The organism is Rhodococcus sp. BP-160, assembly GCF_019836205.1.
In the GTDB taxonomy this organism is placed as follows: Bacteria; Actinomycetota; Actinomycetes; order Mycobacteriales; family Mycobacteriaceae; genus Rhodococcoides.
Window position 1 is genome coordinate 924,902 of record NZ_JABUEK010000001.1, and the last position, 12,382, is coordinate 937,283.

Here is a 12,382-nt window from a genome sequence, read left to right on the forward strand (position 1 = left end):
CCCATCTTCTCAGGACGTGTTCCGGCGGTGCATCGGCGCGGCCGATAAGGTCGTCTGCGATGACTACCGACGACACGATCACCATCCGTACCGCCACCGAGGACGACTGGGACGCCATCGCGCTCCTCGACGCCCACGCTTTCGGTGAGCACCAGAACAGCGAGGACATGGAGGAGACCAAGATCCTCACGGCCTCGTCCGAGATTTTCCTGGCGTGCGACGGTGACCTGCCGGTCGGTGTCACGATGCACTTCCCAATGGACGTCACCGTCCCCGGTGGCCGCACCCTGCCCGCGACGGGGGTGTCGTGGGTGTCGGTCGCTCCCACGCATCGCCGACGCGGCATCCTGCGCCGGATGTTCACCGCGCAGCACGAGCGCTTCGAGGAGGCGGGCAAGCCCCTGTCGGTGCTCACGGCGAGCGAGGCGACCATCTACGAGCGGTTCGGGTACGGCGCCGCCACGCAGGGTGTCAACTACACCATCGACCGGCGCTTCACCGCGTTCCGCAAGGATCTGCCGCCGCCCCGGGGCGCCCGTCTGGTGACGTCCGCGGAGGCTCGTGAACTGCTGCCGGAGATCTACGGACGGTGGCAGCGACAGACCGCCGGCGCCCAGCCGATGCCCCAGACCCGGTGGCATCGCTTCTTCGCCGATCGCAAGAACTCCCGCGGTGGTTTCTCCAAGCTCTTCTTCATCGTCCACCCCGACGGATACATCGCGTTCCGCCGCGGCTACCGCGTCGGGACAGCGGGGGCGCAGGAGGCGCGCATCGTCGACATCATCGCCGCGACGGACGAGGCACGCTCCGATCTCTGGCAGGTGATGTGCGGCATCGATCTCGTGGAGACGATCGAGGTGACGCTTCCCGTCGGGGATCCGCTGCTGACACTGCTGACCGATCGTCGTGTTCCGCAGGTCACCGGCGTCAAGGACGGCCTGTGGGTGCGGTTGATGGACGTCCCGGCCGCGCTGTCGGCGCGGACGTACGCCATCGACACCGATCTCGTGATCGGCGTGGAGGATCCGTTCCTGCATGCCGGCGGCGCCTATCGCTTCGTCACCCGCGACGGGCACGCCGAGGTCACCCGCAGTGACGACGACCCCGACGTGACGGTGTCCTCGTCCGTCCTCGGCAGCCTCTACCTCGGCGCGCACCGCGCTCGCCAGTTCGCGGCCGCCGGCCGAGTGGCGTCGACGTCGCAGAAGGCGTTGCACGAGTTCGATCTGGCTTTCGGCACCCCGAGCCAGCCCCAGATCGGCTGGTTCTTCTAGGCGGGTCGGGGTTCGTCGACCCCGACGTCGGGCATCGCGATGTCGGCGACATGGGTGCGGCGCACGACCAGCGCCGCGCCCAGGCCCGCGATCAGGGAGACGATCCCGCCGAGCACCAGCGGTGCGCGAGGATCGACGACGTCGGCCACCCAGCCGAGCAACGGGCTGCCCAGCGGGGTTCCGCCGAGGAAGAACAGCATGTAGATGCCCATGACCCGGCCGCGCATGTCCGACGGGACCGATGCCTGCAGGATGTTCATCGCGATGGTGCTGAACGTGAGCTGGACTGCGCCGGCCGGGATCAACATGACTGCGACGGCCCAGAACGCGGGCATCACTCCGGCCAGAGTCTCGAAGATGCCGAACACCACCGCGGACAGCACGAAGAGACGGATCCCGGGGGTGCCGCGTCTCCGGGCGGCGAGAGTCGCGCCGATCAAGGTGCCCACCGCGAGCACCGTGGACAGGAATCCGTACGCGTCCGCACCCTTGTCGAAGGTGTTGCGCGCGATCACCGACAGGCTCAGCGGGAAGTTGATGCCGAACGTCGACACGACGAACACGGTCGCCAGGAGCACGCAGAGATCCGGCCGCCCCGCGACGTAGCGGAATCCCTCCCGCACCTGCCCTTTCCGACGCGGTGCACGCTCGACGGTGAACAGTTCGGCGGGCCGCATGGCGGCGAGGGCGCCGAACACCGCGGCGAACGAGGCTGCGTTGACGAGAAAGACCCAGCCGGTGCCGACCAGCGTGATGCCCACGCCGGCGATCGCGGGGCCGACGATGCGGGCGAGGTTGAACGTCATCGAGTTGAGGCCGATGGCGTTGGGAAGCCGTGCGGGACCGACCATCTCGATGGTGAACGACTGCCGGACGGGCGCGTCGATCGCCGACGAACAGCCGAGGAGCAGCGCCAGGACGTAGACGTGCCACAGCGCCACGACACCGCCGACGTCGAGCAGCCCGAGAACGAGCCCGAACACGGCGGCAGCGGCCTGAGTGGCCATGAGGAGACGTCTCTTGTCGTACCGATCCGCGAGCACCCCGCCCCACACGGACAGCACCAGCGTGGGACCGAACTGCAGTGCCATGACGATGCCGACGGCGAGCCCGTTGCCCCCGGACAGTTCGAGAACCAGCCAGTCCTGGGCGATGCGCTGCATCCAGGTGCCGATGAGCGAGACGATCTGACCTGACGCCCACAGTCTGTAGTTGCGCGAGTGCAACGCGTCGAACAGAGAGGGCCGGGCCGCGGACCCGTCCGTCCGCCGATGAAGTAGTTGCACGAAGTACCAATCTACTCCGGTGGCGGAGACCTCGGCCCGACGTCAGGCGGGGAGCGTCACTCCGACTCGTTGACGATGGCCGACATGATGTCGACCGCGGTACGCATCGCCACGAGCTGGTCCGCGTCGAGCCCGCGCAACTGTTCGGTCAACCACGCCTCGCGGGCGTTGACCTCGTCCTCGATGACCTGACGGCCCGCGTCGGACAGCGACACGATGATCTGACGGCCGTCGGTGGGGTGGGGCATCCGGTCCACGTACCCGAGATCGCCCAGGGACGCGACGACGCGCGTCATGGACGGCGGCTGTACGCGCTCGCGCGCTGCCAGGGTGCCCGGAGTCATCGCGCCTTCGCGTGCGAGGGTCGCGAGAGCGGAGAGCTGCGTGAGCGTCACCTGGCTGGTGCGGCGGCCTCGCAGGTGCCGCGTCATACGGACGACAGCGAGGGAGAGGTCGCCGGCCAACGCACGCAGTTCCTGAGGCATCGCCACAGGATACGGCACGTGCGGGTGCTGAACGACCCGCGCGAGCAGCGGATCTGCGCCGACTACGTGAGCGCGTCCGTGATGGGCCCGAGGGCGAAGTACGCGACGAAGAGCAGGGCCACGATGCCGAGAAGTGGGTGGACGCTGCGGATCTTGCCGCGACCGACGGCGAGGACGACCCAGGTGATGAATCCGACGCCGATGCCGTTCGCGATGGAGTAGGTGAACGGCATGACCACGATGGTGAGGAACGCGGGCAGCGCCACATGGAACTTGGTGAAATCGATGTCGGCGACCTGCCCGATCATCAACGCCCCCACCACGACGAGGGCCGGTGCGGCCGCCTCGATGGGGACCACCGAGTACAGCGGTGTCAGGAACATCGCGGCGAGGAACAGCACGCCCGTCACCACGTTGGCGAGGCCGGTGCGCGCACCCTCGGCGATTCCCGACGCCGACTCGACGAAGACCGTGTTCGACGACGCCGAACCCGCGCCGCCCGCGACCGCGCCGACACCCTCGACGACGAGCGCCTTGCCGACGCCCGGCAGCGTGCCGTCCTTGCTCGCGAGCCCGGCCTCCTTGCCGAGCCCGGTCATGGTGCCCATGGCGTCGAAGAAGTTGGCCAGCACCAGCGTGAACACCAGCAGGCTGGCCGCCAGGACGCCGATGCGGGTGAAGGCGCCGAACAGATCGACGTTGCCCACGAGTGACAGGTCGGGGAGGTCGACGACGACGTCGGGCAGCGCCGGCACGCTGAGGTTCCAGCCCTTCGGGTTCACTCCCGCGGAGGCACCGGTGTCGGTGATCGCCTCGATGATCGCGGCCACCACGGTGGTGACGACGATGCCGATCAGCAACCCGCCCCGCACCTTTCGCGCCACGAGGATGCCCATGAGAAGCAGACCGAAGACGAAGGTCACCGTCGGCCACGACGCGATGGACCCGTCGATGCCCAGGCCGACCGGAACGGTGGTGCCGGCGATGTCCGGCACACGACGCACGAAGCCTGCGTCGACGAGACCGATGAGCGCGATGAAGGCGCCGATGCCCGCCGCGATGGCGGCCTTGAGTTCGCTGGGGATGGCCTCGAACACGGCGGTGCGGAATCCGGTGAGCGCCAACACCACGATGATGATGCCGTCGATGACTACCAGCCCCATGGCCTCGGCCCAGGTGACCTGCGGGGCGATGGTGACGGCGAGCAGCGTGTTGATGCCGAGTCCCGCCGCGATGGCGAACGGGTAATTGGCGATGACACCGAAGAGAATGCTCATGACGCCGGCCACGAGCGCCGTGACGGCGGCGACCTGGGGCACCGGGAGGATGTCGCCCAGCACGTCGGTCTTGGCCGCCGCGTCGTCGGGCGAGAAGCTGCCGAGGATCAGCGGATTCAGCACCACGATGTAGGCCATGGCGACGAACGTGACGACGCCTCCCCGCACCTCGGCGGACATGGTCGATCCGCGATCGGTGATCTTGAAGTACGAGTCGAGGAGAGACGTCGCGCGAGACATGAAGTGGAGACTAGGCCATGACCCGGTGAGGGGCGCGGGTAGCGTCGGCGCCGTGCGCCCCACCCCCGCCACCCCGCCCGGACTGCCACCGCGCGTGACCGATCCCGCTCCGGTGCTCGCTGCCGGTACGCTGCTGTTCCTCGTCGCCGCCGTCCTGTGCTCGGTGGTCGACTCCTTCTCGGGCGCAGTCGCGGTCTGCTGGACGGGAACCGCTCTGGGCGCGTTGGGGTTCGGACTGTTCGCACTGCAACGCCGCGCTGCTCGCCGCGGCCGACGCACGGCCCAGAAGGGGCTCGTGCACCCGCCCGAGGTATGACCCGGGCGACAGGTTCTGGGCGCGAAAACCCCCTCTGACGTGCTGGAACTCACCCTCGTCGAGGTTGAGTAACACGGACGTAACGTGGAGAATCGGTTATGTCAGTTCAGCTACTCGAGCAACGTCCGGAGAGATAGAAGTGAAGTACGTCGAAAGTTTCCTCAACCGCCGCCGCCACGTTCGGGCACTGCGTGATCTCTACGCACGCGCGAACAACGTGGGCAGCCCCGCGATGCGTGACGAGCTTCTCGTCATCGCCCAGCGCGACCGCTGAGTCGCGACACCACCGCGATACCCGCGACACCGACCAGGGCCCCCAGGAGCCAGCCGACGACGACGTCGCTGAGCCAGTGCGCCCCGAGGTAGACGCGGGAGAACCCGATGAGCAGCGTTGCCGCCGTGACCACGGCGGCCGCTGCTCTCGTTCGTTTCCGGGCACTGTCGAACGCGCCGAGCGCGACCAGCAGCGTGATGACCGCCGCCGCGAAGGTCGCCGACACCATGGCGTGACCGGACGGGAACGAGTAGGTCGAGATGTCGACGAGGCGCTCGGGCACCGGCGGCCGAGTCCGGCGGATCGCGTACTTGAGAGCGTTCATGAGGAGCCATCCGGAGACCACCGTGGCCACGAGGCCCGGCCCGAGATGGCGGTGCCCCCGGCGCACCAGGATCAGCGCGACCACCACCGTCACGAGTGCGACGCCCGCGGTGTTGCCCACCGTCGTGATCACGGTCATGGCGTCCGTCAGGGCCGCGCTCCGGTGATCCACCATCCAGTCGAGGACACTACGGTCCGCGCTCACGGCAGCACCGTCCGTGACACGTGCGTCTCGCCGTCGTCGGTGACCCAGAAGGGCACCGCTCGCTCCACTCGCACGGTGCCGCGACACCGCACCACCAGGTCGTCGTGCAGGACGACGACGTCCGGGACCGGCCACGACGAGATCGCGCGTGCAGCCGCGAGGGCGGGACGGGTGTCCACCGTCGCCCGCTCCCCCACCGACACGATCTCGACGCTCAGCGCCGTCGACGCCGTCTCCACGTCGAGGAGATCCGCGAGGGTGTCGGCGGACGCCGTCGACCCGAGCACGACTCGATCGGCGGGTAGCAGGGCGATCCACCGCGGGTGATCGAGGACGACCACCGCGGCGGGATCGGCCACGCTGCCGGCGAGAGTGCGTACCGCCTCCGGCGGATCGATGTCGCGTAGATCCACCCGCCCGGCGTCCACCGCCTCGGCGAGGAGCGTGTGGACCCGGATCGCCACCGCGGGAGACACCACACGATCGGGATCGGCCGCCGCGGCGAGCAGATCGGCCGCCGTGTCGGCGTCGTCGATCGCGGAACCCGCCAGCGCCGCGGCGAACTCGGCGGCGCGGGGATGGTCGACGGGGTCCAGCAGTCCACGCAGGGAGTCGTCGCCGGGCAGACGGAGCAACCCCAGCGGTGTCTCGTTCACCCGCGCGTGACGACGCAGCCACCAGGCGGTGTAGCCGGTCCGGTCCCGCACCGCCGCGGCCGTCACCGGATCGTCGACGATCTGGGTGAGCGCGTCCGCCCAGCGCGCCTCGTCCACCAGATCGAGATCACGCACGGCGACCAGGGTGCCGGGCTCACCGGAGAGACTGTCCCACCACGCCTCCTCGTCGTCGAGATCGTGATCGGGACCCGCGGGGGTCTCGTCCACCACGACGCCGAAGCCGTGACCCACGCCCACCACCCGCAGGGCGTCCGCGCCGTACCGGTCGACGACGGACCGATCCACCACGCCGAACGGGCTGTCCCGCTGCAACACTCGCCGTAACAGCGAGTCCGGCAACAGCAGTTCGTCCGCCGCCCGCATCTCGCCGTCCGACGAGAGCAACGGCAACGACCCGACGGAGCCGATCCTCGTCTCGCCGCCGACGGCTGCCGCGAGGGTCAGCACGTCGTGCACCAGTTCCTCCGGCACGTCGTCCGGATCCTCGAGCATCGCTGCCAACGCGGGGTCGGCGAGCAGGTCGGCCGGGCGAGCGGTCCGCGCTCCCGCGCGGCGGAGCAACGGATGGGCGGCGTCCGGGTGCACCACACGAGCCCACCCGACCGAGCCGAGACGGTCGCCGTCCACCAGCACCACCGTGCGGGGACCCGTGACGGTGCGGCCGTCCGTCAGCGGAACCGGCAGCGCCGCACACTCGTCGACGTCCGCCGAGTCGTGCACGATGTCGGTCAGTGCGTCGTACAGGCGGTGCCACCAGATCGGCGGCCGCGACACCCCCGACAGGCTCTCGACGATGCCCGCGAGCCCGAGCCGACGCACACCGACCGCCGCCAGAGCCGTCGCCGACGCGCGATCCGATGCCTCGGGTGCCACCAGACCCGGCACGACGTCCACGAGGAGTTCGGCCAATTCGACCGAGATCGCTTCCACCACCGCGGCATTCGCGGGACGTACCGCCCGGCCCGCAATCGTCGGCACCCACGCGGTCGACTCCAGGTCGCGGACCAGCGCCGCGCGGACCGCCTCGTCGACCTCGGACGCCGGCAGTCCCGGACGCGGTACCGCGGCGGCCCGATGAGACGCCGGCAGGTCGGCGACCAGTGCCGCGTATCCGGTCGCCACGACCGAGAGGTCAGCGCCCGGAAGGACCCGTCGACGGTCGGGCTGGAGGGGGACGTCCGCGATCAGGAGCAGCGGAATCGTCAGCACCTCATCGGATCTGGTGGGCGCACGCAGCACGTCCCGCGTCAGTGGCGCGGGCGAGTCCGGCGTGAGACCGTCGTCCTCGAGCGGCAGAAACCAGCGTGCGGTCGCCGCGTCGCCGCGCCACCATCGTCGGCCGCCGACCCGCACGTCCGTCCACGCTCCCGGGCCCGACGACACCTCACGCACGAGTTCGGTCCCGTCGACGGAGATCGACTGCAGCGCATCGAGTTCGAGCATCAGATCGATCGACTCACGGGCGGCCGCGGTCAGCACTTCGGCGACGTCCACGACGCCGTGCAGCACGACCTCGGTGTCCCAACCCGGGGTCGGCACGTCGTCCGACGCCCACGGCAATCGGAGGACGGGAACGCCCTGCTCCGGCTCACTGAGCCCACGCGCGGCGATCGCTCGGCGCGTCCTCGATCCGTCGAACACGATCGAGCCCGACGTGGATCGGATCTCGATACGCTCGGACACCGCACGGACGGCGGTGAACCCGACTCCGTATCGCCCGACGGACGTGGCGTGCTCGGAAGTCTTGTCGGACGCTCGCAGCGCGGACAGCGCCTGCACCCCGGTGACCGACAGCGGCACACCGACATTCGCGACGTGCAGCGCGTCGCCGACGGACCACACCGCCAGGCGACCGGGAACGTCGGCGCGGGAGGCGGCGTCGGCGGCGTTCTGCGCCAGCTCCGTGATCACGCGATCGCGGTAGCCCCCCAGCACCAGATCGGCCTCCGTGGCCGCATCCTCCCGCAGTCGGGTGGGCGACGACGACCAGGCCGCGAGAACGGACTCGCGCAGCGCCTCCGTCCCGAAGGGGTCGGTCAGAGGGTCGACGACGACTCCGTGATGTCGGTGACAGCCTCGGTGTCCCGGGGCTCGGTGTTCTGGGGCTCGGTGTTCTCGGTCGGCGTGGTCTCCAGGGCACCGTCGTCGTAGGCCGCGTACGCGGGCGATCCGGCGCCGGTCGGTCCCTCGGTGTCCGAGTGCGCACCGCAGCCGTACGCCGCGTGCACCACGTGTCCGTCCGCGGCCAACTCGTTTCCGCACACGCCGAACGCAGCGCTCAGCGAACCCTGCAGAGCGAGATAGAAACCGCAGGTGACGCACGTGCCCGGCGCCGCCTTGGCCATCGGGGAATCGGGACCGAAGTCGCTCTCGGCCCACCGCTCGGCGGCCTCGAGCCGACCCTCGCGGCTCATGACCTGCTTGCGACCGAGACCGAGTTCGAGAGCGACGTCGTCGACGGCGGGATCGCCGGTGGCCAGGTACCCCGGCACCAGTCGGACGTCCTCGTGGCGCGGCGGCAGCAGGTCACCCGGAGCCAGATCGCCGGGACGGATGCGCTCGTCCCACGGAACCCACGTCGGCGCCACCAGAGCGTCCGGGCCGGGGAGCAGGGCCAGTTCGCTGACGGTGACGGTCTCGGAGCCTGGGGGCGCTGCGACGACGACCGCCCACTGCCAGCCGCCGTATCCGGGCAGGTCGGCCGCGAAGCGGTGGATCGCAGAGGCCTCGTCGACGGCCTCGACCCCGAGGTGGGCTCCGACCGGGCCTTCGCCCGACTCCACGACGGCGGCCTGCGCCACGGACACGGCGTCGGCGAGGAGCGGGGGGATCTCAGTCACGACAGGGGCACTCACACCCCCTATTTTGCAGCATCGGCTCGCGTCGTGCGCCCACCGGGCCTGACAGGATGGCCGTATGCGTTCGGGTCTCTTGCGTTCAGGTTCGGGAGTCGGCCGCGCGATCGGGTCCGGAACCGTCGCCGCCGCGGTGGTGCTCGGTGGATGCGCGCCGGACCCCGCACCGCCGGCCGCGGACGTGCCCCGCTTCGGCGTCGAGATCGTCGGCACGTCGCCGCACGACACCGACGCCTTCACCCAGGGTCTCGAGATCGACGGTGACCGATTGCTCGAGGGGACGGGCCGCGAGGGCCGCTCCCGCGTCACGGCGTCCGATCGGGAGACGGGCGACGTGCTCGCGGAGGTGGACCTTCCCGCACCGCTGTTCGGCGAGGGCCTCACCGTCGCCGGCGACACGGTGTGGCAGCTGACCTGGCAGGACGGGATCGCGGTGGCCCGAGATCGCGAGACTCTGCTGGAGCGGCGACGCGTCGACTACGACGGCGAGGGCTGGGGTCTGTGCCTCGACGAGTCGAGTGCGGGATCGAGCGGCCGCCTCGTGATGAGCGACGGCACCGACACCCTCACCTTCCGAGATCCGGTCACCTTCGAGCCCACCGGCAGCGTGCGCGTGACTCGGGGCGAGCGGCCGGTGACGTCGATCAACGAGCTGGAGTGCACCGCGGACGGGATCTACGCCAACATCTGGAAGACCGACGACATCGTGCGGATCGATCCGTCGACCGGCGCCGTGACGGCGATCGTCGACGCCTCGCCGTTGCGTGCCGCACTCGAGGACACGTCCGGAATCGACGTCCTCAACGGCATCGCGGCCGTCCCCGGCACGTCCCGCTTCCTCGTGACCGGCAAATTGTGGCCCACTCTGTTCGAGGTCGAGTTCCGACCACGGTGACCGAGGGACGCCGCCCCCGCCGAGCGAGTCGCCCACACTCCCCGACCCGAGGTGGGGGACAATGACGGGGTGACAGGTCCCGACGATCCGCGCCCCGGTTCGCGACATCCGGGATGGGACAACTACTCGCCGTCCGAGCGACTCCCACCCCGTCGATCGCCGCTGCCTCCGCTGCATCCACCGACGGCCGGACCGGGCGAGACGATCCCGGGCGACCCGACCACGGCGCCCGACCCGACGACACGCATGCCGAACCAGGACACCGGTCCCCGCCGTCCCCGCGTACCGCGCAAACTGACGGTCACCCGCGTCGCGGCGATGCGTGGTCGTGAGATCACGGGCAAGGGCATCGCGACGTTCCGACGCGCCGCCACCGCCGACGGAGCCGACAAGTCCGGTCTCACGGCGCTCACCTACGCGACGATGGCCAACTTCGCCTCGGACGCGGCGATGGCGGTGGCGCTGGCCAACACGCTGTTCTTCTCCGCCGCGACGGGCGAGGACAAGACCAAGGTCGCCCTGTATCTGCTCATCACCATCGCCCCGTTCGCGATCATCGCGCCCCTGATCGGCCCCATGCTCGACCGCCTGCAGCAGGGTCGCCGCATCGCGCTGGCCACCTCGTTCGTCCTGCGTGCCGTCCTCGCCGTGGTGCTGGTCTTCAATTTCGACACCTGGCTCCTCTATCCCGCCGCGCTCGGGATGATGGTGCTGAGCAAGTCGTTCTCGGTGCTCAAGTCAGCCGTCACCCCTCGGGTGCTGCCACCGGACATCGACCTCGTCCGGGTGAACTCCCGCCTGACCGTGTTCGGGTTGCTGGGCGGCACCATCTCGGCGGGAGCGGTCGCGGGTGCCATCGCGTTCGCACTGGGTTCCGCCGGGGCACTGTGGTTCACGTTCGCCGTGACGGTGTTCGGCGCGTATCTCTCCATGCGCATCCCGTCCTGGGTGGAGGTCACCGAGGGTGAGGTGCCCGCGACGCTCGGGTACCACGCCGAGGCGACCACCGGCGCGATCGGCATCGTCCCGGCGCCCAGCAAACGCCGGCAGCCCCTCGGCCGCGACGTCCTCACCGGACTGTGGGGCAACGGCACCATCCGCGTGCTCACCGGCTTCCTCACGCTGTACGTCGCGTTCGTGGCGAAGTCCCGCACCGAGCACGAGCCACTCCAGCAGGCACTCATGTTGGCGTTGGTGGGCGCGGCGGCCGGTCTCGGCAACTTCGGCGGCAACGCCGCCGGCGCCCGGGTGAAGCTCGGTCGCCCGTCGGTGCTGGTGGTGCGCTGCACCGCGGCCGTCACTGCGGTCGCGATCGTCGCGGCTCTGACGAACAGCCTGCTGACTGCCGCGCTCGCGGCTCTCGTCGCGTCGGGCGCGAACGCGCTGGCGAAGGTGTCGCTCGACGCGTCGTTGCAGAACGACCTGCCTCCCGAGTCGATCGCGTCCGGCTTCGGGCGCAGCGAGACGGTGCTGCAGCTGAGCTGGGTCATCGGCGGCACGTTCGGCGTGCTGCTCCCCACCGAGTACTGGCTGGGTTTCACCGTGGTGTCGGTGGTCCTTACGATCGGCCTGGTGCAGACATTCGTGACCCACCGGGGCGGCTCGCTGCTTCCCGGCTTCGGCGGCAAGAGACCGGTACGAGCGGACCAGGAGGTGGCGGGCAGCGAACTGCGCCACGCCACCGGCCGAATTCCCCGAGTGGATCAGGACGCGGGCCGCGCACCCGCGGGCGAGGACGCTCCCCGATGACGACACGCAAGATCCTGTACGGACTGTCCGCACTGGTCGCCGTCGTCGGCGTCGCCTTCGTGCTGGTGGTCGGCAAGGCGATCCTCGACGCCCCCGAGGAGTCCCCGCGGGTGTCCGCGTACGCCGACGGCCGGTACGAGGAAGTGGAACCGTTCCGGTACTGCCCGGTGCAGGAGCCGCTCTGCGACTACGAGGGCACGACCGCGACGATGCCCGTGCGCGAGGGCCATCCGCTGCAGTTGTCCCTGCCGGGCGCCATCTCGGAGAACCCGTGGGGCTTCGCCAGCGTCTACGGAGACCCGGACTCCGGCGACGTCGTGGAAGCAGACGAGTACTTCGCCCCCGGGACTCGGAACACGCTCACCGTGCCGCCGGTGAACGAGGACGGACTCGTGCTCATCGGCGTCGAGGTGCGCCTGCCGTCCGGTGTCATCGACGTCGACACCGACCAGGAGGAGATCGTCAGCCACGCCATCTGGTCGATCGCCACCACGGAAGCGGACTGACACCCTGTCGACGTCACCG

The 12,382-nt window shown here is 70.0% G+C and carries 12 protein-coding genes; 6 read left to right on the plus strand and 6 right to left on the minus strand.

All coding sequences use genetic code 11. The annotated features are described in order from the left end of the window. Positions 1–59 precede the first annotated feature (59 nt). On the plus strand, positions 60–1,274 hold the full coding sequence (locus tag HQ306_RS04340) for a GNAT family N-acetyltransferase (RefSeq protein WP_222627783.1): 1,215 nt from the start codon (positions 60–62) through the stop codon (positions 1,272–1,274). On the opposite strand, the gene HQ306_RS04345 is transcribed toward HQ306_RS04340, so the two are convergent. The 3 genes from HQ306_RS04345 to HQ306_RS04355 all read right to left on the minus strand — a co-directional run bounded on the left by HQ306_RS04345 (position 1,271) and on the right by HQ306_RS04355 (position 4,562). Further along, positions 1,271–2,512 carry an MFS transporter gene (locus HQ306_RS04345; protein WP_222629158.1) on the minus strand — a complete coding sequence of 414 codons (1,242 nt, stop codon included), beginning with the start codon at positions 2,510–2,512 and terminating at the stop codon, positions 1,271–1,273. The two genes, HQ306_RS04340 and HQ306_RS04345, sit on opposite strands and share 4 nt — an antisense overlap. 104 nt (positions 2,513–2,616) lie before the next feature. Continuing rightward, entirely contained in the window at positions 2,617–3,045 is a 429-nt protein-coding gene (locus tag HQ306_RS04350; protein ID WP_056447507.1) for a MarR family winged helix-turn-helix transcriptional regulator, read from the minus strand. A gap of 62 nt (positions 3,046–3,107) precedes the next feature. Then, positions 3,108–4,562, minus strand: a complete 1,455-nt coding sequence (locus HQ306_RS04355) for an NCS2 family permease (RefSeq protein WP_027504226.1) — start codon at positions 4,560–4,562, stop codon at positions 3,108–3,110. Positions 4,563–4,614: 52 nt separating this feature from the next. Between HQ306_RS04355 and HQ306_RS04360 the strand changes: the two genes are divergently transcribed. Further along, positions 4,615–4,878: a DUF2530 domain-containing protein gene (locus tag HQ306_RS04360; protein ID WP_051612979.1), complete on the plus strand. Its 264-nt coding sequence runs from the start codon at positions 4,615–4,617 to the stop codon at positions 4,876–4,878. 139 nt (positions 4,879–5,017) lie between these two features. After that, positions 5,018–5,152 (plus strand): hypothetical protein, encoded by a 135-nt coding sequence (locus HQ306_RS22040; RefSeq protein ID WP_261769702.1) that lies wholly within the window; start codon positions 5,018–5,020, stop codon positions 5,150–5,152. Here the strand turns inward: HQ306_RS22040 and HQ306_RS04365 are convergent. From HQ306_RS04365 to HQ306_RS04375, 3 genes are read right to left on the minus strand one after another with little or no spacing between them, the layout of a single operon-like run. After that, entirely contained in the window at positions 5,130–5,681 is a 552-nt protein-coding gene (locus HQ306_RS04365) for a phosphatase PAP2 family protein (RefSeq protein ID WP_222627785.1), read from the minus strand. The two genes, HQ306_RS22040 and HQ306_RS04365, sit on opposite strands and share 23 nt — an antisense overlap. Continuing rightward, on the minus strand, positions 5,678–8,398 hold the full coding sequence (locus tag HQ306_RS04370; protein ID WP_222629161.1) for a sacsin N-terminal ATP-binding-like domain-containing protein: 2,721 nt from the start codon (positions 8,396–8,398) through the stop codon (positions 5,678–5,680). The genes HQ306_RS04365 and HQ306_RS04370 overlap by 4 nt, the downstream gene beginning before the upstream one ends. Next, entirely contained in the window at positions 8,395–9,198 is an 804-nt protein-coding gene (locus tag HQ306_RS04375; protein WP_374197700.1) for a DUF3027 domain-containing protein, read from the minus strand. Before HQ306_RS04375 ends, HQ306_RS04370 begins: the two co-directional genes overlap by 4 nt. Before the next feature lie 76 nt (positions 9,199–9,274). Between HQ306_RS04375 and HQ306_RS04380 the strand changes: the two genes are divergently transcribed. From HQ306_RS04380 to HQ306_RS04390, 3 genes are all read left to right on the plus strand, one after another. Next, positions 9,275–10,108 carry a glutaminyl-peptide cyclotransferase gene (locus HQ306_RS04380; RefSeq protein ID WP_056446841.1) on the plus strand — a complete coding sequence of 278 codons (834 nt, stop codon included), beginning with the start codon at positions 9,275–9,277 and terminating at the stop codon, positions 10,106–10,108. Between the two features lie 69 nt (positions 10,109–10,177). Next, a complete protein-coding gene (locus HQ306_RS04385) occupies positions 10,178–11,857 on the plus strand; it encodes an MFS transporter (protein ID WP_308115547.1) in 1,680 nt (559 codons plus the stop codon). Beyond that, entirely contained in the window at positions 11,854–12,363 is a 510-nt protein-coding gene (locus HQ306_RS04390; RefSeq protein WP_222627788.1) for a DUF2771 domain-containing protein, read from the plus strand. The genes HQ306_RS04385 and HQ306_RS04390 overlap by 4 nt, the downstream gene beginning before the upstream one ends. The last annotated feature ends 19 nt before the right edge of the window (positions 12,364–12,382 follow it).

Bases quoted from the DNA above. Each gene is read 5' to 3' on its own strand.
- HQ306_RS04340 (WP_222627783.1), top strand. From the start codon at position 60: ATGACTACCGACGACACGATCACCATCCGTACCGCCACCGAGGACGAC.
- HQ306_RS04350 (WP_056447507.1), bottom strand. From the start codon at position 3,045: ATGCCTCAGGAACTGCGTGCGTTGGCCGGCGACCTCTCCCTCGCTGTC.
- HQ306_RS04355 (WP_027504226.1), bottom strand. From the start codon at position 4,562: ATGTCTCGCGCGACGTCTCTCCTCGACTCGTACTTCAAGATCACCGAT.
- HQ306_RS04380 (WP_056446841.1), top strand. From the start codon at position 9,275: ATGCGTTCGGGTCTCTTGCGTTCAGGTTCGGGAGTCGGCCGCGCGATC.
- HQ306_RS04390 (WP_222627788.1), top strand. From the start codon at position 11,854: ATGACGACACGCAAGATCCTGTACGGACTGTCCGCACTGGTCGCCGTC.